We start from the raw sequence: 22,640 nt of genomic DNA on the forward strand, positions 1-22,640 counted from the left end.
AATTTGCTAGCCCCTAATGCTTACTTGAACTGTTTCAGGAAACGAAGATCGTTTTCGAAGAATGCACGCAGGTCATTCACGCCATAACGCAGCATGGTCAGACGCTCGACACCAATACCAAAGGCAAAGCCAGAGTATTTTTCCGGGTCGATGTTTACAGCGCGCAACACATTAGGGTGAACCATACCGCAACCCAGGATTTCCAGCCACTTACCACCTTTTCGACGAACATCCACTTCTGCTGAAGGCTCTGTAAACGGGAAATATGAAGGACGGAAACGAATTTCCAAATCTTCCTCGAAGAAGTTTTTCAGAAAATCGTGCAGAATCCCTTTCAGCTGTGCAAAGTTGACGTTTTCATCAACCAGCATCCCTTCCACCTGATGGAACATTGGGGTGTGAGTCTGGTCGTAATCATTCCGGTACACACGGCCCGGCGCAATAAAGCGCAGCGGCGGCTGACTGGCTTCCATGGTCCGGATCTGCACACCAGAAGTATGCGTACGCAGCATCAGATCAGGATTGAAGAAGAAGGTATCGTGATCGGTACGAGCCGGGTGATCTTTGGCAATATTCAGTGCATCAAAGTTATGGAAACCATCTTCGATTTCCGGGCCGGACTCAACAGTAAAGCCCAATTCACCAAAGAAGCTTTCAATGCGCTCCATGGTGCGGGTCACCGGATGCAAACCACCATTTTCAATACGGCGGCCCGGCAGGCTGACGTCGATAGTTTCTGCAGCCAGTTTGGCTTCCAGCTCAGCGCGCTGAAGTGCATCTTTACGTGCGGCAATTGCCTGCTGAACAGCCTGCTTCGCCAGATTGATCTGCTGACCGGCTTCACGTCGCTCTTCAGGTGGCAATTTACCCAAGCTTTGCAGTTGAAGGGTCAGTTCACCCTTTTTACCCATATACTGGACACGGACTTCGTCCAGAGCAGCGACTGAATCGGCCTGCTCAATTGCTGCCGTTGCGTTGGCAATAATCTCTTCTAGATGTTGCATCGTTTCCTCATCCACACTCAGGTGGCGTCCTTCAAGGGAGATGATAAATTCGCGTAACGATACATATTAAAGAAAGCTGGTGCTAAATCCAAACGCAATCGCGACTTAGCGGTGCATTTGCTTAAAAAAATTACCAGCTTGACCAATGAAAGACAGGAATCCCTTCCTTTGTACAATCACTTTGCCTGATTGTCCCTCCGACTCCCGTCAATCAAGAGCCGGAAGCGTTCCTCTCAGCGCAGTGGCATTACCATTTGTAGGCCACCGTCAGACGAACATCACGCCCTGGACCCGCAACGCCGGATGACAAATAAGGTTCGTAATACCGATCCGTCAGATTTTTCACTGCGAGTCGGGTGATAAAATCCCGGTTCGAAGGAACCGGTAGCCACTCCGCATAGAGCTCCTGCAACGTATAGGAGTCACTCGGTACGGATGGATAGAACAGATCATCTTTCGGTGTGGTTCTGTGCTGTTCATCGTACCAACGTACTGCCCAGCCAGTGGTTAGTCCTTCATACCATTGATAACCCAGCCCCAGGTTCACATTGAGCGGTGCAATACCCGGCATGTACTCATTCCTGCCAGTGCTGTCTGCCAACGAGCCTTCATGTTTCCCACGCAGCAGACTGGCGGATAAATCCGTATACCAGCCATTCAGACGATAAAAGGCCCGGAAATCTGCACCATAAATATGGTAACCATCCAGATTCGTACGCCAGCCCTGTAACTGCTCCGTTGATTTTTCTCGCCGACGCTGGGCAACATCATTTTCAACCTGATTCCAGTGCAGCGTCAGCTCGGCTGCAAGGTGGTCTCCGTTGGTCAGGAAACCTTTTTCCTGATGCAGCGCGCCTAACTTGTAGGCATGGATACGTTCCGGCTCCAGATCGCGGCTACTGCTAATCGCTTTACTCGCACGGGCATACTGAACTGAGTATATATCATCAATACTTGGGGCTTTCAGGCTGTAAGCATAAGCAAAGTTAAACGCTGTGGTCGGCAGCCACTGATAATTCACCGCCAATCGGGGACTCCAGCCGCGATGAGTCACTTTGCTGTAATCATGGCCAGCTGCCGGGTCGTTATAATCACTCGCCAGATTCCCCTTCCCTTCACTGACAATATAGTCATACCGAATAGAAGGCGTAATCAGCCATTGATCGGTCAGGTGATAATCATCTTTGAGATAGAAAGAATAGGTATCCTGCGTTCCGGAAGGTTCAAAGTATGGCGTGTAGTAGCCGTAATTTTTATTTTCACTCTTCGCTGCACTTTTATTGTACACATGGGAGTTTCGGTCGATCGATTTGTACTGCAATCCGGTTTCAACGACATGCTTGCCCAATTGGGCAGTGTTGGTCAGGCTGGCATAATCGCGGCTGTAACTCAGCCAGGATTCGTGACCGTAATTCCCAACGCTGACGTACATGTTTTTCCAGGCGATGTCTGGGCGGATCCAGTGACGTTCGTTACTTGAGTGTGCCAGAACCAATTCGACATCAACCCACGGACTCATCGGAGAATACTGATAATTAAAGGTGGTCGTTTCATCCGTGAACGTATTATCTACGGTATAGGCATACAATGCCTGCTCGTAAGAACCGTACTTATCAATCAGCCGATCCGTAATCTCCGGCATTTTATCCCGCCGTGTTGCCCATGGTTTCTGCCCGGTATCCTGATAACGGCTGTGGCTCAGCATGACACGATGATTCAGGTTTTCGTAAGACAGTTTGGCCAGCATGTTTTCCTGCTTGTAAGCGGAATACGCCAATTTCTCTCCATCACCGAGCGTGACATCATTTGATTTACGGAAAACCCCGTTCACCAGATATTGCCAGTTCTCCCCCAGTAATCCGTAAACCGTCGCGCTGTAGCGTTGCAAATCATCATTCGTGTGATAGCCGGCTTGCAAACGCACACCGAAGGTATCACTGCCCCGCAAGAAATCAGATGCATCCTTGGTTGTCAGTTGCATGGTGCCGCCAAAACCACCATTACCGGTGCGGACTTCATGTGCTCCTTTGGTCAGATACACTTCACTAATCAATGCTGGATCGAAGAAGAAACTGCCGTAACGATACTGCTGAAATCCAATCGGGGCGCCATCCACCATAATATTGATGTCATCGGGATCAGAAAAACCCCAGATATTAATACGTTCACCACCGGACCGTGCTCCCCCATCAATATTCACCCCCGGAATGGCATCCGCCAGCTCCGCAAGATTTGTTGGCTGAAGCGCCTCGATTTCATCCAGAGTCATGGTGACTTCACCCGGCTGGGTCAGTACAACCGGTTTAGTCATCCGCTCACCGACAACATCGATGGTTTCAACACCAGACATATTTTCAGTCAATTGACTCGCTAACGTGACAGAAGAAGACAACGCGAGTAAAACCGCTGCTGAGCAGCTACTTAGTCTAAATAACATCATTTTTATCAAAAATTTAACCTGAGAATAGATAAACCGACCGAATATTATCCCAGCAGCGCATTCGATTAAATGAAAATAGTTATTATTTAGATAAAGAGGGATTTAATTGCTGCGTTTTTCAGCAGAGAAAACGAAGTCATGAAGGAACGAGGTTGCTGCGATTGGTCGTACACAGCAAGGGAAGAAATATCACTCTTGGCCAAAGCAAAGAAAAAAGGAGAGCCGAAGCTCTCCTTTTCCATCAAACTGAACTGAAATTACAGTGCAGCTTTCGCTTTTTCAACCAGAACGGTGAAAGTCGCTTTGTCGAAAACAGCGATATCAGCCAGGATCTTACGATCGATTTCGATAGATGCTTTCTTCAGACCGTTGATGAAAGTGCTGTAGGTCATGTCGTTTTGACGTGCCGCTGCGTTGATACGTGCAATCCACAGTTGACGGAAAGTACGTTTCTTGTTGCGACGGTCACGGTAAGCGTATTGACCGGCTTTAGTAACTGCTTGGAAAGCTACGCGATATACACGTGAACGTGCACCGTAGTAACCTTTAGCTTGTTTAAGAACTTTTTTGTGACGTGCACGTGCTTGTACACCACGTTTTACGCGAGGCATAGGAAACTCCTAACTAAAATTAAACGAAAACCAAAAACAATTAAGCGAACGGAAGCATACGTGCAACTGCTGCCACTTCACATGCAGGAAGGACAGAGTTTGGACGTAGCTGACGCTTGTTCTTAGTAGTACGCTTAGTCAGGATGTGACGCTTAGTCGCACGCTTGTACTTAAAACCACCAGCAGTTTTCTTGAAACGCTTAGCAGCACCTTTGTTGGATTTCATCTTAGGCATGATGAGACTCCGCATTGTTGATAGTGAATAACATAGTAATCAGGCGAACAAAAAGCGCTGCGTTTAGCAGCGCTTTGTGCTACTTGAAGGCCTGAATTACTTCTTCTTGGGGGCAAGCATCATGGTCATTTGGCGACCTTCAACCCTACTCGGGAAGCTCTCGACGACAGCGATGTCGGCCAGTTCATCCTTAATACGGTTGAGCAAGTCAATACCCAGACCTTGGTGGGCCATTTCACGACCGCGGAAACGCAGCGTGACTTTACCCTTGTTGCCCTCTTCTAAAAAGCGAGTCAGGTTGCGCAGTTTTACCTGATAATCGCCTTCATCTGTACCAGGACGGAATTTCACTTCCTTCACTTGGATTTGTTTTTGCTTTTTCTTTTGCTCTTTAGCAGCCTTGCTCTTTTCGAACAGGTACTTGCCATAGTCCATCACACGACAGACAGGTGGCTCGGCATTAGGGCTGATTTCAACGAGATCGACACCAGCTTCATTCGCTGCAGTGATTGCTTCTTCAATCGAAACAACACCGATAGATTCGCCATCGATTCCAGTTAAACGAACTTCGCGTACGCCACGGATTTCACCATTGACACGGTGTGGGTTTTGCTTAACTGGTGCTTGAGTTCTTCTTCCGCCTTTAATACCTTATTCCTCCAAAACATTGAGCTTTCGACTGCTAATTTCTTGCTGCATATAAGCAACAAAATCATCAATCTTAAATTTACCCAAATCGTTACCCTTGCGAGTACGAACCGCAATCTCGCCTGCTTCGACTTCTTTGTCGCCACAAACAAGCATATACGGAACTCGCTTCAAAGTATGTTCGCGGATTTTAAAGCCTATTTTCTCATTTCTCAAGTCCGCGTTGACTCTGATGCCACTTTTTTGCAGTTTTTCTACAACTTCACGGACATATTCTGACTGACTGTCAGTAATATTCATGACCACTGCTTGTTGTGGCGCCAACCAGGTTGGGAAATAACCCGCGTATTCTTCGATGAGAATACCGATGAATCGCTCAAGTGAACCCAGAATCGCACGGTGAATCATCACAGGTGTGTGACGTTCGTTATCTTCACCGACATAAGTTGCACCTAAACGTTCAGGCAGAGCGAAGTCTAGCTGAACTGTGCCGCACTGCCAAGCACGATCCAAACAGTCATGCAGGGTAAATTCGATCTTCGGACCGTAGAATGCACCCTCACCTTCCTGAATTTCATAAGGAATGCTCATCGATTCCAGTGCAATTTTCAGGTCAGATTCAGCGCGATCCCACATTTCGTCGGAACCCACACGCTTTTCAGGACGAGTCGACAATTTCACGACAATATTATTGAAACCAAATGTTTCATAGGTGTCGTAAACCATCTTGATACAGGAAGTTACTTCTTCCTGTACCTGATTCTCGGTACAGAAAATGTGGGCATCATCCTGCGTAAAACCACGGACACGCATCAGACCATGCAGCGCGCCTGACGGCTCGTTACGGTGACAGCTGCCGAACTCCGCCATACGCAATGGCAAGTCGCGGTAAGATTTCAGACCCTGATTGAAGATCTGAACATGGCCCGGACAGTTCATTGGCTTGATCGCATACTCACGCTTTTCAGACTCAGTCGTGAACATGTTCTCCGCATATTTGTCCCAGTGGCCTGAGCGCTCCCACAGCACGCGATCCATCATCAGCGGACCTTTCACTTCCTGATAATCATATTCAGTCAGTTTGTCGCGAACGAAGACTTCCAGCTCACGGAAAACAGTCCAGCCGTTATGATGCCAGAACACCATGCCCGGCGCTTCTTGCTGCATGTGATACAGATCAAGCTGCTTACCCAGTTTACGGTGGTCACGCTTCGCGGCTTCTTCCAGACGGGTCAGATGCGCTTTCAGCGCCTTTTTATCGTGGAATGCAGTGCCGTAGATCCGTTGAAGCATCTTGTTGTCGCTGTTTCCGCGCCAGTATGCGCCAGCAATATTCAGCAGTTTAAAGTGCTGACAGAAACTCATGTTCGGCACGTGCGGGCCGCGGCACATGTCGATATATTCTTCGTGATGGTACAAACCCGGGCGATCATCGCGCGAAACGTTCTCGTCCAGGATTTCCATTTTGTAAGGTTCGCCGCGAGATTCAAAGGTATCACGCGCTTCCTGCCAACTGACTTTCTTTTTGATCACTTCATATTTGGTTTTCGCCAGCTCGACCATACGTTTTTCGATCTTTTCCAGATCTTCGGTGGTCAGCGGCTGCTCCAAATCGACATCGTAATAGAAGCCGGAATCAATTGTTGGGCCGATCGCCATTTTCACATCAGGATACAGTTGCTTGATCGCATGACCGAGCAGGTGAGCACAAGAGTGGCGAACGATTTCCAGACCGTCATCGTCTTTCGTGGTGATAATTTCCAGATTGGCGTCGTGCTCAATCAGATCAGACGCATCAACACGGGTCCCATCAACACGACCGGCAATACAGGCTTTCGCCAGACCAGGACCGATTGATAGCGCAACGTCCATAGTCGAAACCGGGTTATCAAACTGGCGTTGACTGCCGTCAGGAAGAGTAATTACAGGCATTCATTGATCCTTTGTTCAGTGGTGCCACATACCAAGTAGCACATGCAAGTTTTTGTTTGACCGACTGCCAAGATGCAGTACGGTGATGAGATTGTGTCTGTTTCGGTATGAATTTTGGTACAAATCAAAATTGCTGACCCCAGACTAAGACGCGAATTGTAATGGATTGACTCATAAAACTAAAGGAAGAAAAGCCTTTGGGATGTGAGTCACTTGCAAAAAAAGGTAAAAGTTGCTTTCATTTGTATAGGCAATTTAAAAGCGTGTACGGCGCAGAGACAACACCATGGCAAACGCACCGCGTTATCAGCAAATCAAAGATTATCTCGATCAGAAAATTCAGAGCCGTGAATGGCCGCCGGGTTTCAAAATCCCGACCGAAATTGAGCTGTCCGAACAATTTGAAGTCAGCCGGATGACGGCCAATAAAGCTATTAAAGAGTTAGTTAATGAAGGCTACCTGGAGCGAACACCACGTCTGGGGACATTTGTCTGTAATAAGAAGGCAGAGTCTCCCCTGATGGAGATCCGTAATATTGCCGCCGAAGTCACCAGTCGCGGCCACAAATATTCCAGTAAAGTCATCACCCAGCAGCAAGTCAAAGCCAGAGATGATATTGCTCTGAGACTGGGTGTTCGTCATGACACCACGGTCTACTTTACACAAATCGTTCATTACGAAAACAGCGTTCCGATTCAGTTGGAAGAGCGCTGGGTCAATCCGCATTTTGCGCCGGATTATATTCATCAGGACTTTACTTCACAAACCCCGAACGAATACCTGATGCAAACCTGTCCGCTGAGTGACATCGAACACACAGTTGAGGCCATTTTACCGCCGCCACACATCAGCAAACTGCTTGAAATCGCTGACGTATCACCCTGCCTGCTGCTGAACCGTCGTACCTGGAGCAGCACCAACCTGATCAGCACCGCATTGCTTTACCATCCGGGCGACAAGTACAAACTGAGCTCAAGAACACGCGTGAGCTGATCCCGCTCTCCCCTATTCGGTCCCTTCAACAGATTATCCTGAAACCAGCGGCTGAACACAGATTCAGGCGCTGGCTTCACATTCACCACACACGTTTTCAGCCTCCCAGCTGCAGATGACCCAAATGAGATATGCGCTTGGTTGTAGCGCAATGCTGTTTTTTTCTGTATTGAATCAGCTTGTTAATAGAATCATTCAATATCGATCACATTTTTATTACATCACGTCTTGAGTTTTATCTGATTTCAGACTTTAATTTGTATATACATAAACAACACACTCAAGAGACGCTGCATCCTATGGAACGCATTCTGACCCATCTGAACCTCGTCACCATGGCACCTGATCACGGATATCAGGTCATTGAGAATGCCATGGTGATCATCCGTGAAGGCAAGATCAGCTATGCCGGTCCCTATCAGGCGGACTTACTGAGCCAATGTCAGGGTGAAGTGGTGGATTGCCAGCAAGCCCTTGTGACACCGGGATTGATTGATTGCCATACCCACCTGGTTTTTGCCGGTAACCGGGCCAATGAATTTGAGCAGCGCCTGAATGGTGTCCCCTACGAAACCATTGCCAAAGCTGGTGGTGGTATCTTGTCGACGGTGCGTGCAACCCGCGAAGCCACAGAAGATGAATTGTTCTCGCTTGCGATGGCGCGTTTGGCGGGCCTGAAACGTGACGGCGTCACGACTATCGAAATCAAATCCGGCTACGGCCTGACGACAAATGATGAACTGAAAATGCTGCGTGTTGCCCGCCGGATTGGCGAACAGGCCGATATCAAGGTCTCAACCACCCTGCTGGCGGCCCACGCGCTGCCCCCCGAATTTGCAGGACGCAGTGACGATTATATCACGCTGGTGTGCGACGAAATTATTCCTGCAGCGGCAAAAGAAAACCTTGCAGATGCCGTTGACGTGTTTTGTGAAGGGATCGGATTTTCAACGGCACAGAGTGCACGCGTTTTCGAAGCAGCCAAAGCCCACGGCCTGATGATTAAAGGCCATACAGAACAGCTTTCCAATCTGGGCGGCAGTGCACTGGCAGCCCAGATGGGTGCAAAATCAGTCGACCATATTGAGTATCTGGACGAAGCCGGTGTCGATGCGCTGGCAGCACACAACACAGTTGCGACTCTGCTACCGGGCGCTTTCTATTTTCTGCGGGAGACACAGCAGCCCCCGATTGCATTGCTTCGTGAAAAAGGCGTGCCGATGGCAATCTCGACCGATTTCAACCCCGGCACTTCTCCGATTGCTTCACTGCGCACCATGATGAATATGGCCTGCACTTTCTTTCGCTTAACGCCGGAAGAGTGCCTGCGCGGTGTCACCGTGAATGCGGCTCAGGCGCTGGGTATGCAGGAGAGCTGCGGACAGATTCAGGAAGGTATGGCCGCCGATCTGGCCCTGTGGCGCGTCAGTTCACCGGCAGAGCTGTCCTATCGGATGGGGGTTCCGGATTTAATTGCCCGCGTCGTGGACGGTGAATTCTTTTATCAACCGGACAACCGGTAAACAGGAGGCTGTATGCCAATCGAAATGAACGTCTGGCAAGGACGCAGTGATCCTGAAGACGGCAACAAAGGCTTGCGCTGGCATCAAAAAGTCCAGCCAGCCGATCAGGCGAATGACAGCGGCATTATGCTGCTGGGTTTTGCCTGCGATGAAGGCGTTTCCCGCAATAAAGGCCGGACCGGTGCCTATGATGCCCCCGTGGCGATTCGTCGTGCGCTGGCCAATCTGGCCTGGCATCACGAAGGGCCCGTCTATGACGGCGGCAACATCAGCTGTGATGACGGCAATCTCGAGCTGGCCCAGTATCGTCTGGGGGAAGATGTCAGCCGCGCCCTGCGCCAGAAGCACAAAGTCATCGTTTTTGGCGGCGGACACGAAGTCGCCTGGGGCTCCTTTCAGGGGATTGGCAATTATTTGCTTCAAAAACAGCAGGTGATCGCAGAAGGCAACGACGACGCTCATCCCCCTCGGATCGGCATCATCAACTTCGACGCTCATTTTGATCTGCGCAACCCGCCGGGTGGCCAGCAATCAGAAAAAGGCAGTTCAGGCACCCCGTTTCATCAGGCTGCCCGCTTTTGTGAACTACACAACTGGCCGTTTAAATATGCCTGCCTGGGGCTGGCTCGCACCAGCAATACTCAGGCGCTGTATGAAAAAGCCGATCGCCTGGGCGTGCTGTACAAAGATGACCATGAACTGACTTATGCAAACATGGCGCAGACGCTGGTCGAACTGCAACGTTTCATTGACCAATGTGATCATCTGTATCTGACCATTGATCTGGATGTCTTCCCGGCAACCGTTGCCCCCGGCGTCAGCGCCCCGGCAGCACGCGGCGTGCCATTCGACATCGTTGAAATGCTACTGGAACCGATTTTAAAAGCCAGAACCCCAAAAGGTGAATCCAAGATTCTCGTGGCGGATCTGGCGGAATACAACCCTCGTTTTGACATTGATCATCAAACTGCACGGTTAGCTGCACGGCTGGCCTGGACAATCGCCCGCGCGATTCGCTGATGCGAAAAGCGGCAAGGAGAGCAACATGACACAACAAGATTCACGACTGGACACAACCCGGACTATCAAAGCGCCAACCGGCACTCAGCTGAACGCAAAATCCTGGCTGACCGAAGCCCCGTTGCGCATGCTGATGAACAACCTGCACCCGGATGTGGCTGAACATCCGCATTCGCTGGTTGTTTACGGTGGCATTGGCCGTGCAGCCCGTAACTGGGAATGTTATGACAAAATCGTTGAAGTACTGAAGCGTCTGGAAGATGACGAAACGCTGCTGGTTCAATCAGGTAAACCTGTGGGTGTTTTCAAAACACACAGCAACGCACCCCGCGTCCTGATTGCCAACTCAAACATTGTTCCGCACTGGGCAAACTGGGAACACTTCAATGAGCTGGATAAAAAAGGCCTGATGATGTACGGCCAGATGACTGCGGGCAGCTGGATTTACATCGGCTCTCAGGGCATCGTTCAGGGCACTTACGAAACTTTTGTGGCCATGGCACGCCAGCACTTTAACGGTGATGCGTCTGGTCGCTGGGTGCTGACCGGCGGCTTGGGCGGCATGGGTGGTGCTCAGCCTCTTGCTGCAACCATGGCTGGCTTCTCAATGATTGCGGTTGAATGTGATGAATCACGAATCGATTACCGCCTGCGGACCGGTTATGTGGATTGCAAAGCAACCACGCTGGATGAAGCTTTGGCGATAATTGAAGAATCAAAACAAACCGGCAAAGCGATTTCCGTAGGCCTGCTAGGCAACGCCGCCGATGTCTTCCCTGAGCTGGTGAAGCGTGGCATCGTGCCGGACTGCACCACAGACCAGACCTCAGCGCACGATCCGCTGAACGGCTACCTGCCAAAGGGCTGGACCATGGCATATGCAGCAGAAATGCGTCAGAAAGACGAAGCTGCCGTTGTCAAAGCTGCAAAAGAATCCATGGCGGTTCAGGTTCAGGCGATGCTGGATCTTCAGAAAGCCGGTTCTGCAACCGTGGACTACGGCAACAATATCCGTCAGATGGCACTGGAAGAAGGCGTAGAAAACGCATTTGATTTCCCTGGATTTGTACCGGCTTACATCCGCCCGCTGTTCTGTGAAGGCGTCGGTCCGTTCCGCTGGGCTGCCCTGTCCGGCGATCCGGAAGATATCTATAAAACAGATCAGAAAGTCAAAGAGCTGATCCCGGATAACCCGCATCTGCACAACTGGCTGGACATGGCGCGTGAGCGTATCCAGTTCCAGGGACTGCCAGCACGTATCTGCTGGGTCGGACTGAAAGACCGTGCCCGTCTGGGTCTGGCATTTAACGAAATGGTTCGTAACGGTGAGCTGAAAGCGCCAATCGTCATTGGCCGTGACCATCTGGACTCAGGTTCTGTCTCCAGCCCGAACCGCGAAACCGAAGGCATGATGGATGGTTCAGACACTGTGTCTGACTGGCCGCTGCTGAACGCTCTGCTGAACACAGCGTCCGGAGCAACCTGGGTGTCGCTGCACCACGGTGGTGGCGTCGGTATGGGCTTCTCCCAGCACTCTGGCATGGTGATTGTGTGTGACGGGACGGATGAAGCTGAAGAACGTATTCGCCGCGTCCTGCGTAACGATCCAGGCACAGGTGTGATGCGTCACGCTGATGCCGGTTACGACATCGCCATCAACTGTGCCAAAGAGCAGGGCCTGGATCTGCCAATGATCACCGACAAATAATTCAAGCAGGAAGACACACTATGTACGCATTAGAAATCATCCCGGGAAAACTGAATCTGAAGCAGCTGCGTGAAGTCAGCCGCAACCCGGTCACCTTGTCTCTGCATGATTCTGCGCTCGAAGGCATGCGGATCAGTACCGAAGCCGTCGAGAAGATCATTCGTGAAGACCGCGTCGTATACGGCATCAACACCGGTTTCGGCCTGCTGGCCAACACCCGGATTGCGGTTGAAGATCTGGAAACCCTGCAGCGCAGTATTGTCCTGTCGCACGCCGCCGGTATCGGCGAATTCATGGACGACGCCACGGTACGTCTGATGATGGTGCTGAAGATTAACAGCCTGTCCCGTGGTTTCTCCGGCATCCGCCCGGAAGTGGTGAATGCACTGATCACCCTTGTGAATGCAGAAGTTTACCCATGCATTCCGAAGAAAGGTTCCGTCGGCGCATCCGGCGATCTGGCACCACTGGCGCACATGAGCACCGTGTTACTGGGTGAAGGTCAGGCACGCCACAACGGCGAAATCATTTCTGGTGCTGATGCACTGAAAATTGCAGGCCTGGCACCCATTGTACTGGCCCCGAAAGAAGGTCTCGCACTGCTAAATGGTACGCAAGCGTCCACAGCCTTTGCGCTGGAAGGCTTGTTTGCTGCAGAAGATCTGTTCTCTGCAGCGACAGTTTGCGGTGCAATGTCTGTTGATGCCGCGCTGGGCAGCCGTCGTCCGTTCGACCCGCGTATTCACAGCGTTCGTGGCCATCGCAGCCAGATGGATTCCGCAGCCGCTTATCGCCACATGCTGGATCACAACAGTGAAATCGGTAACTCACATGTTGATTGCGAAAAGGTACAGGACCCGTACTCCCTGCGCTGCCAGCCACAGGTGATGGGCGCCTGTCTGCAACAAATCCGTCAGGCGGCAGAAGTTCTGCTGGTTGAGTCCAATGCCGTGTCCGACAACCCGCTTGTTTTCGCGGAAGATGACGACATCATCTCAGGCGGTAACTTCCATGCAGAACCGGTTGCTATGGCCGCAGATAATCTGGCTCTGGCGATTGCCGAAATCGGCAGCCTGTCTGAGCGCCGCATGGCCCTGCTGATTGACAGCGCACTGAGCAAACTGCCACCGTTTCTGGTCGATAATGGCGGCGTGAACTCAGGCTTTATGATTGCGCAAGTCACGTCTGCGGCACTGGCAAGCGAGAACAAGACCCTCGCCCACCCGGCTTCCGTTGACAGCCTGCCGACCTCTGCAAATCAGGAAGACCATGTTTCCATGGCAACCTTTGCGGGCCGTCGCCTGGGCGATATGGCAGAAAACACCCGTGGTATTCTGGCCGTCGAACTGCTCGCTGCAGCACAGGGTCTGGACTTCCGCACGCCGAATAAGAGCTCTGAGCGAATTGAAGAAGCGAAATCGCGTCTGCGTGAGCGTGTCACCTTCTACGACAAAGACCGCTATTTTGCGCCGGATATCGAAAAAGCGAATCAGTTGCTGAAAGAAGCAAGCTATAACAACCTGATGCCTGAAGCACTGCTCCCAAGCGTGTAATCCCTCTGAGGTTGTGCATTTAAAATTGAAGCCAGGGGTTGAACTGACCCCTGGCTTTTGTTTATCCGCGATAGCCACTGCTCGCAATGCTTCAGGCCATGCCTTATCCTTTCCCGTTATATCAATACGTTCTGATATAAATATTGAATTTCCCGCATCCCAATTGCCTGTTTTTGCTATTTAAGTCATTTCATCCACAAAGAAATAGTCTAAGCTGTGATGAGGTAAAGCCCAGGGCAATCAATTTCAGTCAATCAACAGGACTCATTCCAACAGATTATATTGACCTTATCCCGAAGCATTCAGTGCCGAGGATCAATACGTTGCCCTGATATTTGGCGTCATTTTCTTTTTACATTCAGCCCGAGCCGGCTGTGTGGTTGTATGTTTTGATTTGTACCCAAACTGGTTTGTACCCGGAGGATGCTATGTGGCAAGCGATTTCCGATCAACTGTCAGACGCGCTTGAACAACCTTTCAATATTCAGGAACGGGACACGCTTCCCGGTGGTGATATCAATGATTGCTATTGCATCAGCGATGGCGACCAGAGGTACTTCATCAAACTCAATGAGAAAGAGCATTTAGGTGTGTTTGAAGCGGAAGCCGAAAGCCTTCGTGTACTCGGTGAAACCGAAACGGTCTCGGTGCCGGAAAGCCTGCACATGGGAATCAGCCGTGACAAAGCATTTCTGGTGCTGGATTTTCTCCCCATGAAAGCCATGGATACAGAGGCTGCGCATACCCTTGGACAACAACTCGCCCATTTACATCAATGGGGAGAGCAGCCTGAGTATGGCTTTGACATGGACAATTTTATTGGCCTGACACCGCAGCCAAACCAGTGGCGGCGCAAGTGGTGCCGGTTCTTTGCTGAACAGCGCATTGCCTGGCAGTTGCAGCTCTGTGAAGAAAAAGGCATCGATCTGGGTAATATTGATATCATCACTGGCAATGTGATTGATATTCTTTCGGCGCATCAACCCAAACCCTCTCTGCTTCATGGCGATTTATGGCATGGCAACACAGCGCTGAGTGTTGATGGCCCGGTGATTTTTGATCCCGCCTGCTACTGGGGAGACCGGGAATGTGATATTGCCATGACTGAATTATTCGGTGGCTTTCCCGACAGTTTCTACAATGGCTATCAGTCCGTCTTCCCGCTGGATGAGCACTACCACCAGCGTCGTGATCTGTACAATCTGTATCATCTGCTGAACCACTGTAATCTTTTCGGCGGCGAGTATCTGGATCAGGCCGAGCATTGCATTCGCAAACTCAACCTGGATCACAGATAAACCTCCGGGAGAATCAACTACCGTCTTTATGGCTGAAGTGATAAGGTTCACACTCTTTCCTTTATCATTTCAGCCCGAGACAGGATTTACATGTTAAAAGCAGCAATTTTCGATATGGATGGCCTTCTGGTCGATTCTGAACCTTTCTGGCAACGTGCTCAGGTCGAGGTATTTTCATCGCTGGGCGTGACAATTTCTCAGCAGGAAACACTGGCAACCATGGGGCTGAGAATTGATCACATTGTGGATCTCTGGTTTGAACGTCAACCCTGGCAAGGACCGAATTGTGCAGAAGTGAATACCCTGATCATTAAGCGTGTTGAAGCACTGGTGCAGGAACATCAACCCATGCTGCCGGGTGTTCGTGAGGCGATTCAAGCCTGTCAGGAACTGGATCTGAAAGTTGCGTTGGCGTCTTCCTCTCCGATGAGCCTGATTCACGCCACTCTGGATGCACTGGCGTTAACAGATGCATTCAGTGCGCTGTTTTCTGCAGAGCATCTGCGTTTCGGCAAGCCTCACCCGGAAGTTTATCTGAATGCTGCAGACGCACTGGGTGTGTCGCCGCATGAATGTGTTGCGTTTGAAGACTCTCTGAATGGCTTACTGGCCGTAAAAGCCGCAAGAATGAAAGGGATCGCCGTGCCGGAAGCACACCTGAGCGCCGATTTACGCTGGTCGATTGCAGATAAAAAACTTAACTCGCTGCTCGAAGTAAATAAAGAATTAATTCTGAGCCTCTAATCAGCTTCAGGAATGATTGGCGTTTCATTGAAATCTCCTCTGAAATGCCAATCGTCTTATCTCACAGAAATCAGAATAATCACAAGAATTCAGTGACACTTTTGACGCAAAGCACTGCCACTCACTTCATATATTCATCCACTTGTCTACCCTGTCTTGAACAAGATGACCGCTCAGTTTTCGCCGAGACGTAAAACCACACTGCAAATCAAAGTTTGTGGTTAATTCACGGCAAAAACTAATCCGGCTCGCTAGGATTAACTGAACGAACACGTATCAGTAAGGAAACTGACCGCGTTTTCTATGTGCCATCAAGTCTTAGGTACAGGTTAAGGAGTCTCCAATGAAAAATTACAGTGAGCAGAGCGTTACTTGTCCGCATTGCGGCCACCATATTCGTATTACGCTGGATAGCAGTGCTGGCAGCCAGGAGTTTTATGATGATTGCCCCGCATGTTGTCATGCGATCCACCTGAACATGCAAGTGGATGATTTACACAAAACCATCCATTTATTCGTCGATGCGGATGATGAACAAATCTTCTGATTCATACCCCGTATAACCCATCGCCCTGCCATTATGCAGGGCGATTTTCTTTCAGTCGGATTTTGTCGTGGTCTGTCATTCCCAGCAACACCTCAGAAACCAAAGTGATATGATTCCGGATTCAAAGTACAGGTGATACCATCAGCACTTCGCTACAACAGGGGAAACAAAGAATGTTTACAGGTATCATCCAATCCGTCGCGGTGATTTCATCAATCCATGACCATCAAGGCATCAGAACGTTTCAAATCGACTTTGAACCCGGTTTCTGTGAAAACCTGGAAATTGGCGCCAGCGTTGCCGTTGATGGGGTCTGCCTGACCGTGACCGAGATCATCACATCAACACAAGTGAATTTTGATGTGATGCTGAAAAGCCTTGAAATTACCACGCTCAGTGAATACAGACAGCACCAACGCGTGAATGTTGAGCGCGCGGCAAAAGATGGCGCAGAAATTGGCGGGCACCCCCTCTCCGGACATATTGATTTCAAAACGTCGGTTCTGGACGTGCAGCAAATCGACGATAACTACCGTATCCGTATTTCTATCCCGCGAAACTGGGCGAAATACATCTTCCCGAAAGGCTATATTGCCTTGAATGGCGCCAGCTTAACTGTGTCTGACGTGAATAAACACGAAAACTGGTTTGATGTCTGGTTAATCCCAGAAACACGCAGAATGACGACTTTTGAAGAAAAGCAAAATGGCTCGAATATCAATGTTGAAATTGAGCGGGGGACTCAGGTTGTCGTCGATACGGTTCGCGACGCAATTGACGAAAAAATGGGCCCCCTGATGCCACTTTTCGAAAAGTTCCTGGCTGCAAATAACGTGGACATTGATGCCATTGGCCAAGCGACCCAAAAAGCACTGTCAGATTCAGAAAATCAATCATAATCATGTGCTCTGGCTAGGGCGATTTGCTCTAGCCGCTTTGACTATCCCTCGAACCGATATCGTCGCCCCCAGTTCAACCGGCCCAAATCCGCATCACCGAAAATAAGAAAAATAAATTAAACTCAATCAATTAAGTTTCACCACATGACTCCCGCCTGCTTCACACTCTGCCTTGAAAGAAGAAGGAACTCGCTTTCGGTCACCATACGAATACAAAAAAACTGTACACCTGTACAAAAAATTGCGATTCGTTTGTATTTGATGCAGCAAGTCATTATCCTTACAAACCGTGCAGTTTATTTGCGAAATTTTGCTTCATTACAACCCCATGCCCAAAACACCGACCAACCATCTGGGATTTCGAATCCAGTTGACGCTCATCACCATCATCCTGATCAGCACAATCGGGGTGAGCTCGATCTGGTACAAAAGTTCTGAGCGGGCTGTTTCCCTTGCGGTAGAACAATCTTACCGGCAAAACAACGATGTGGTAAAAGACCACCTGGACGACTACTTCAATCAAATCCGCCTCATTTACAAACAACAGGATTTGAAAGACAACGCGCTTGAGGCACTGATTCATAACACAGGCCAAATGCAGCGTTATCTCATTGAAGCATTACGACAACACCCAAGTATTGAACATTTTTATTTTGCAACGCCTGAGGGCGGGATCAATTTTGCAGGGCGGAAACCTGATACCCTGCGGTATCACTTGCCACAAAGCTATGCAAACTTCTTCGAACTGGTTGAAACAGACCGACTGAAAGCAGGTCGCTTGAATCGTTATGTTCTCCATCCTCTGAAAAACGAAAAAATCCTGATTGACGACCTGTCCATTTACGATGCGCGCAAACAACCCTGGTTCTATGAAGCCTTATTGAGCAACGATGCCGTCTGGAGTGAGTTGATCGAGCAGGAAAAAAAGCAAGGGGAACTCAGCCTCACGCTGTCAAAAGCCGAATATGCTGACACGGGTAAGTTTCTTGGCGTCTGGGGCATGGACATTCATCTCACACCGCTACTCAAAGAACTGACACAGTCAAAAATCAGCCCGAACAGTATCATCACGATTCTGGGACGCCAGGGCACCATTCTCACCAGCACCCATCCGGCGCATCGTTCTAAGTTCACAGAGCTGAGCACCATTAGTCCGCATCAAACCCCTTTATTATTTGAAGTCTGGAAATACAGATATGGGCATGATGCCATTTCCAGACCCGTTTATCAGTTCAGCTATGATGGAAAAAACTGGCTGAGCTATACCGGTTATTACCCGCTGGATGGCGACGATCGAATCACGATCATGATATTGTCTCCAATGATTGATTTTACGGCGGTCTTCTTTACCGCAAAAAATACGGCGATCATCCTGACGCTGGTGTTGATTCTGATCGCAACCCTGTATGGCTTTTATGGCAATCGATACATCCTTTCTCCTGTCCAGCGACTGACACGGGCCATTAATAACATCAGTCTGGGCAACTGGGGCCAGACGCTTGATCTGAACCGCAGTGATGAGCTGGGTAAACTCGCCGATGCCTTCGACAATATGAGCCGACACCTGGAACGGACCATCACGCATTTAGACCAGGAACGTCAGGAAACAACCCGTCTGAATATCTTACTTGAGCGGCAGAATCAGGAACTGGAAGCCAGAGTCACCGCACGGACTGCTGAACTTGAAGCTGCGAACAATCAGTTGGAGAAACTGGCATTCTACGACCCTTTAACCAATGCACCCAATCGTCGTTATTTCTGGCAGCGCTTCAACGAAACCAAAGCGCAAAGGCCATGCTGGCTGATGTTGCTGGATGTGGACAACTTTAAACAATTTAATGACACTTATGGGCACCAGGCCGGAGATTTCGCATTGCAGCATTTGGTCAGTGTCTGTCACGAAACACTGCAAACCCCTGATTTCATAGGGCGCATTGGTGGCGAAGAATTTGCCATTTGCAGCCAACTCAGCGACCCACATCAGGCCTATGCTTTAGCAGAACAAATTCTGGAAACACTCTCGACAACACCGATAGTTTTCGAAGCGTCACAACTCACCATTACCGCCAGCATGGGTATGGTCGAATGCGAGCCTGACAGCACCAGTTGTTACGCACGGGCTGATAAACTCTTGTATCTAGCCAAGCGTACCGGAAAAAATCAGGTGTTCATGGAAAACATGAAGGATCGTGCCGAAAAGAATGCGATCGTTTGAATAAAACATTGTCTGATCATTTAGAGCCGATATAATCGGTGAAAAATCCCTGTCTTTCATCATCTGCCTGCTGGAGCCATTTCGTGTATTTGCATCACCAAGAAACGAAGCGGTTGTTAAAACTCGCTATTCCCGTTCTGATCGCCTCCGTTGCTCAAACCGCCATGAGCTTTATTGATACCGTCATGGCTGGTGGAGTCAGCGCAACAGATATGGCCGCCGTTTCAGTGGCATCCAGTGTCTGGATGCCTGCGATTTTATTTGGCATCGGTGTCCTGTTCGCCATGGTGCCTATCGTCGCACAACTCAATGGCTCTAAGCAGAAAGACAAAATTCCATTTCAGGTTCAGCAAAGTTTTGTGTTGTCCTTGCTCATGTCCGTGCCAATTATTCTCGTGCTGTATAACGCAGGCGTCTTGATTGATTACATGGCCGTTGAACAGGTACTGGCAGAGAAAACCATCGGCTACTTACATGTAGTGCTTTATGCCGTTCCGGCTTTGCTGATGTTTCAGGCACTGCGCAGTTTCTCGGAAGGCCTGTCCCTGACTGTTCCGGGCATGGTGATTGGATTTATCGGCCTGCTGGCCAACATCCCGCTGAACTGGATATTTGTTTACGGTAAATTTGGTGCGCCAGCCCTTGGTGGTGTAGGTTGCGGCGTTGCAACGGCCATCGTCTACTGGTTGATGTTTTTCTCCATGCTGGTTTATGTACTGGTGAACCGAAAACTCAGCCAGGTGGGTCTGTTTGTGACCTGGTACCGCCCGGAACTGAAAGCGATTCTGCGCCAGTTTAAACTGGGCTTTCCAATTGCGGCAGCCCTGTTTTTTGAGGTGTCCATCTTTGCCGCGATTGCCTTACTGATTGCGCCATTGGGTTCGATTGTTGTGGCCGCCCACCAGATTGCGATTAACTTCTCTTCTCTGGTCTTCATGCTGCCGATGAGCTTAGGTGCTGCCGTTAGTATCCGGGTTGGTCATCAATTGGGAGAGCAAAATTTTGATGGCGCCAGAATCTCAAGCCATTGTGGCATTTGGGTAGGTATTGCAATTTCAGTCGCCACCGCCATTTTGACCATCATCTTCCGCGAACAGATTGGGCTGCTGTACACCGACAATCCGGATGTGATCGTCCTTGCAACCCAACTGCTGTTCCTGGCCGCTGTGTATCAGTTCAGTGATGCCATTCAGGTTGTCGCTGCTGGCGCATTGCGAGGTTATAAAGACATGCGGGCCATCTTCATCTGTACTTTTATTGCTTACTGGGTCTTTGGACTGCCTGCCGGTTACGTGTTGGGCATGACGGATCTGATCACTGAACCTATGGGGCCGCATGGCTTCTGGACAGGTACAATTGTTGGCTTGACTGCCGCCGCATTGATGCTGACCGTCCGGCTGCTTTGGCTGCAGCGTCAGGATCATGATTTTCAGTTGGCGATGTCTGTGCGATAACAAGCGTTCTACCAAAGGCAGCGACAGCTGCCTTTTCTTTATCCCGAATGATTCCGCCGCACAATAAGCCACGAAGCCTTCACATATACTGAGCATAAAACGGTGATTGATACATAAACATGATGAACCCATGCCGAACGATTGTGATTTCCTCTATTCTTCTGCTGATGTTCGTCGTCAGTCTCAGTGGCTGTGAAAGGCCATCGTCCGACAGCAGCTTTGAGAACTATTCCGAACGGTTAGCCTCTGTGCTGGAGACCAATGCGCCCCCGCCTCCGAAAACATCAATTCCCCCTCTGCCAGAAACCAACGATGTCTTACAACACACGCAAGACATTCGGATGGGTTTACTGGATGCATATGAGCTGCGCCAGTGCGGATTATTCCAGCTCATCGCGGAACGGAATTCCGTCTTAGGGAAAGTACAGGACAGAACCCGGCAGCTTCGTTACGAACTCTTGTTACTGGATGGTATCGGCCATTGTCTGACCACCTTAGCGGAAGACAGTAAACTCCATTCGCAGCTGTTCGACGTACAGCAAGCCAAGCAAACGGATCTCCCGCGCTATTTCTGGAACATGCTGCTCGCAGGCGAAGAATGGCAAAAACAACTGAAACCAACCCACTTCGCATTTACGCTTGACCAGATGCCCGGTGCGACAGTAAGCCAGGAAATCTTCAGGGGGCTGGCACAAATCGCCCAACAGATTACAGCACAGCAATCTGTTCCAGCGAAGACGGCCGAGAGCCTGCTCACCTTTCAGGAAGCTATTCATGCTTATCGCTATCTCGGGCGACTCTTCTATTCAATGGCCCGAGCAAGAGACTGGCTGAACGCAACCACCGAAATGCTGCAAAAGCAGGACAGCCGTGTGTATTGCGGCCCGAACCGGAATCAGCAAAAAGCAACTTACCTAGAAAATGTGTTTTACAAGTTTTACATCGACGAGATTCAGCCTTACCTCGCCCGACTCGACAGCCAGTATCAGGAAATCGCACCTGATCTGAAAACCCTGTTTGCCACCCCGCAGCGCCCCGATTCACTGACGGATTATCAATCCCTGTACATCGACGGTGCATTACATCTTCAATTTCATCAGGCCACCCTGAATCACGTCACCTATTGGCAAAATCTGTTCAAGCGCTGCGGCATCAAAGTCGGACAGCCCTGAACTATGCTTGATCAATGACATCACGAAGGAGCGTGACACCATGAAAAAGATCAAAAATGAACAAAAGCTACTCAAAAAAGCCATGGAACTGGGACTAGCCTTTGCCAAAAAACAAGGCTACGAAGATTTTGGCAAAGGTATTTCCGAAAAAGACAAAGTTGAATGTATTTACCGGCTCTTGGTTGATGTAAAACAGATCACCCCACTCGCCCCGGATCAGGAAGACGGCCCCAATATGAAACACAAACTTGCGATCTGGATATCAAGATTGTTACCGCCCGATCACGAGTTACTCCAGTAAATTTTCTGGAAAAACAGCGACTCACTGACTGAATCCACATCAGGCCGTACAAGTTGCAACCAAACGGTCACGAAAAATAAAAAAAGCCAACTCAAACACTTGCACCAAAGGGAGGGAGTCGCTAATATTCACCCCGTTCTCAGGCAGGACACAAAACAATACGACCGTAGCTCAGCTGGTTAGAGCACCACCTTGACATGGTGGGGGTCGGTGGTTCGAGTCCACTCGGTCGTACCAAATCTTGCATTAGAATAACTTAAAATTTGCGTCTGTAGCTCAGCTGGTTAGAGTATCGCCTTGACATGGCGGGGGTCGGTGGTTCGAGTCCACTCAGACGCACCA

General features: G+C 49.8%; 19 protein-coding genes and 2 tRNA genes. 15 read left to right on the forward strand and 6 right to left on the reverse strand.

Going from position 1 to position 22,640, the window contains the following annotated elements; translation table 11 throughout:
• Positions 1-20: 20 nt before the first annotated feature.
• The 6 genes from pheS to thrS form a co-directional block, all read right to left on the reverse strand.
• On the reverse strand, positions 21-1,004 hold the full coding sequence (pheS, locus tag Q4579_RS17240) for a phenylalanine--tRNA ligase subunit alpha (RefSeq protein ID WP_211649171.1): 984 nt from the start codon (positions 1,002-1,004) through the stop codon (positions 21-23).
• 247 nt (positions 1,005-1,251) lie between these two features.
• Positions 1,252-3,354 carry a TonB-dependent receptor gene (locus tag Q4579_RS17245; protein ID WP_303565898.1) on the reverse strand — a complete coding sequence of 701 codons (2,103 nt, stop codon included), beginning with the start codon at positions 3,352-3,354 and terminating at the stop codon, positions 1,252-1,254.
• A 347-nt stretch (positions 3,355-3,701) separates the two neighbouring features.
• Entirely contained in the window at positions 3,702-4,055 is a 354-nt protein-coding gene (rplT, locus tag Q4579_RS17250) for a 50S ribosomal protein L20 (RefSeq protein WP_027252114.1), read from the reverse strand.
• A gap of 40 nt (positions 4,056-4,095) precedes the next feature.
• The gene (rpmI, locus tag Q4579_RS17255; protein WP_303565899.1) at positions 4,096-4,290 is read right to left on the reverse strand and encodes a 50S ribosomal protein L35; all 195 of its coding nucleotides are present in this window, start codon (positions 4,288-4,290) and stop codon (positions 4,096-4,098) included.
• Positions 4,291-4,386: 96 nt separating this feature from the next.
• Positions 4,387-4,938 (reverse strand): translation initiation factor IF-3, encoded by a 552-nt coding sequence (gene infC / locus Q4579_RS17260; protein WP_303565918.1) that lies wholly within the window; start codon positions 4,936-4,938, stop codon positions 4,387-4,389.
• 3 nt (positions 4,939-4,941) lie between these two features.
• The gene (gene thrS / locus Q4579_RS17265; protein WP_211649188.1) at positions 4,942-6,870 is read right to left on the reverse strand and encodes a threonine--tRNA ligase; all 1,929 of its coding nucleotides are present in this window, start codon (positions 6,868-6,870) and stop codon (positions 4,942-4,944) included.
• 286 nt (positions 6,871-7,156) lie between these two features.
• Here thrS and hutC point away from each other — a divergent pair, with 286 nt between their 5' ends.
• The 15 genes from hutC (at position 7,157) to Q4579_RS17340 (ending at position 22,640) form a co-directional block, all read left to right on the forward strand.
• On the forward strand, positions 7,157-7,864 hold the full coding sequence (hutC, locus tag Q4579_RS17270; protein WP_303565901.1) for a histidine utilization repressor: 708 nt from the start codon (positions 7,157-7,159) through the stop codon (positions 7,862-7,864).
• Positions 7,865-8,163: 299 nt separating this feature from the next.
• Positions 8,164-9,387, forward strand: a complete 1,224-nt coding sequence (gene hutI / locus Q4579_RS17275) for an imidazolonepropionase (protein ID WP_303565903.1) — start codon at positions 8,164-8,166, stop codon at positions 9,385-9,387.
• 12 nt (positions 9,388-9,399) lie between these two features.
• Positions 9,400-10,407, forward strand: coding sequence for a formimidoylglutamase (gene hutG / locus Q4579_RS17280; protein WP_303565904.1), 1,008 nt, complete (start codon positions 9,400-9,402; stop codon positions 10,405-10,407).
• Between the two features lie 25 nt (positions 10,408-10,432).
• Entirely contained in the window at positions 10,433-12,115 is a 1,683-nt protein-coding gene (hutU, locus tag Q4579_RS17285) for a urocanate hydratase (protein ID WP_303565905.1), read from the forward strand.
• A gap of 20 nt (positions 12,116-12,135) precedes the next feature.
• Complete coding sequence (hutH, locus tag Q4579_RS17290; protein WP_303565906.1) at positions 12,136-13,668, forward strand: histidine ammonia-lyase; 1,533 nt, start codon at positions 12,136-12,138, stop codon at positions 13,666-13,668.
• 428 nt (positions 13,669-14,096) lie between these two features.
• Positions 14,097-14,966: a fructosamine kinase family protein gene (locus Q4579_RS17295; protein WP_303565908.1), complete on the forward strand. Its 870-nt coding sequence runs from the start codon at positions 14,097-14,099 to the stop codon at positions 14,964-14,966.
• 90 nt (positions 14,967-15,056) lie between these two features.
• Positions 15,057-15,710: a hexitol phosphatase HxpB gene (gene hxpB, locus Q4579_RS17300; protein ID WP_303565909.1), complete on the forward strand. Its 654-nt coding sequence runs from the start codon at positions 15,057-15,059 to the stop codon at positions 15,708-15,710.
• A gap of 343 nt (positions 15,711-16,053) precedes the next feature.
• Positions 16,054-16,257 carry a CPXCG motif-containing cysteine-rich protein gene (locus Q4579_RS17305; RefSeq protein WP_211649210.1) on the forward strand — a complete coding sequence of 68 codons (204 nt, stop codon included), beginning with the start codon at positions 16,054-16,056 and terminating at the stop codon, positions 16,255-16,257.
• A 173-nt stretch (positions 16,258-16,430) separates the two neighbouring features.
• A complete protein-coding gene (locus Q4579_RS17310; protein WP_303565911.1) occupies positions 16,431-17,156 on the forward strand; it encodes a riboflavin synthase subunit alpha in 726 nt (241 codons plus the stop codon).
• A 328-nt stretch (positions 17,157-17,484) separates the two neighbouring features.
• Entirely contained in the window at positions 17,485-19,371 is a 1,887-nt protein-coding gene (locus Q4579_RS17315) for a diguanylate cyclase (protein ID WP_303565912.1), read from the forward strand.
• Between the two features lie 83 nt (positions 19,372-19,454).
• Positions 19,455-20,825 carry an MATE family efflux transporter gene (locus Q4579_RS17320; RefSeq protein WP_303565914.1) on the forward strand — a complete coding sequence of 457 codons (1,371 nt, stop codon included), beginning with the start codon at positions 19,455-19,457 and terminating at the stop codon, positions 20,823-20,825.
• 119 nt (positions 20,826-20,944) lie between these two features.
• The gene (locus tag Q4579_RS17325) at positions 20,945-21,997 is read left to right on the forward strand and encodes a DUF3080 domain-containing protein (RefSeq protein ID WP_303565915.1); all 1,053 of its coding nucleotides are present in this window, start codon (positions 20,945-20,947) and stop codon (positions 21,995-21,997) included.
• Positions 21,998-22,037: 40 nt separating this feature from the next.
• Entirely contained in the window at positions 22,038-22,298 is a 261-nt protein-coding gene (locus Q4579_RS17330; protein WP_211649236.1) for a DUF5062 family protein, read from the forward strand.
• A 160-nt stretch (positions 22,299-22,458) separates the two neighbouring features.
• Positions 22,459-22,535, forward strand: a tRNA-Val gene (locus Q4579_RS17335).
• A 28-nt stretch (positions 22,536-22,563) separates the two neighbouring features.
• Positions 22,564-22,640: transfer RNA gene (locus Q4579_RS17340), tRNA-Val, on the forward strand.

Origin of the sequence: Photobacterium sp. 1_MG-2023, assembly GCF_030547945.1 — a bacterium.
GTDB lineage: Bacteria > Pseudomonadota > Gammaproteobacteria > Enterobacterales > Vibrionaceae > Photobacterium.

Excerpts from the sequence above, each read along its gene's own strand:
- pheS (WP_211649171.1), bottom strand. The coding sequence starts at position 1,004 with ATGCAACATCTAGAAGAGATTATTGCCAACGCAACGGCAGCAATTGAG.
- Q4579_RS17245 (WP_303565898.1), bottom strand. The coding sequence starts at position 3,354 with ATGTCTGGTGTTGAAACCATCGATGTTGTCGGTGAGCGGATGACTAAA.
- rplT (WP_027252114.1), bottom strand. The coding sequence starts at position 4,055 with ATGCCTCGCGTAAAACGTGGTGTACAAGCACGTGCACGTCACAAAAAA.
- rpmI (WP_303565899.1), bottom strand. The coding sequence starts at position 4,290 with ATGCCTAAGATGAAATCCAACAAAGGTGCTGCTAAGCGTTTCAAGAAA.
- thrS (WP_211649188.1), bottom strand. The coding sequence starts at position 6,870 with ATGCCTGTAATTACTCTTCCTGACGGCAGTCAACGCCAGTTTGATAAC.
- hutC (WP_303565901.1), top strand. The coding sequence starts at position 7,157 with ATGGCAAACGCACCGCGTTATCAGCAAATCAAAGATTATCTCGATCAG.
- hutI (WP_303565903.1), top strand. The coding sequence starts at position 8,164 with ATGGAACGCATTCTGACCCATCTGAACCTCGTCACCATGGCACCTGAT.
- hutG (WP_303565904.1), top strand. The coding sequence starts at position 9,400 with ATGCCAATCGAAATGAACGTCTGGCAAGGACGCAGTGATCCTGAAGAC.
- hutU (WP_303565905.1), top strand. The coding sequence starts at position 10,433 with ATGACACAACAAGATTCACGACTGGACACAACCCGGACTATCAAAGCG.
- hutH (WP_303565906.1), top strand. The coding sequence starts at position 12,136 with ATGTACGCATTAGAAATCATCCCGGGAAAACTGAATCTGAAGCAGCTG.
- Q4579_RS17295 (WP_303565908.1), top strand. The coding sequence starts at position 14,097 with ATGTGGCAAGCGATTTCCGATCAACTGTCAGACGCGCTTGAACAACCT.
- hxpB (WP_303565909.1), top strand. The coding sequence starts at position 15,057 with ATGTTAAAAGCAGCAATTTTCGATATGGATGGCCTTCTGGTCGATTCT.
- Q4579_RS17305 (WP_211649210.1), top strand. The coding sequence starts at position 16,054 with ATGAAAAATTACAGTGAGCAGAGCGTTACTTGTCCGCATTGCGGCCAC.
- Q4579_RS17310 (WP_303565911.1), top strand. The coding sequence starts at position 16,431 with ATGTTTACAGGTATCATCCAATCCGTCGCGGTGATTTCATCAATCCAT.
- Q4579_RS17315 (WP_303565912.1), top strand. The coding sequence starts at position 17,485 with ATGCCCAAAACACCGACCAACCATCTGGGATTTCGAATCCAGTTGACG.
- Q4579_RS17325 (WP_303565915.1), top strand. The coding sequence starts at position 20,945 with ATGATGAACCCATGCCGAACGATTGTGATTTCCTCTATTCTTCTGCTG.
- Q4579_RS17330 (WP_211649236.1), top strand. The coding sequence starts at position 22,038 with ATGAAAAAGATCAAAAATGAACAAAAGCTACTCAAAAAAGCCATGGAA.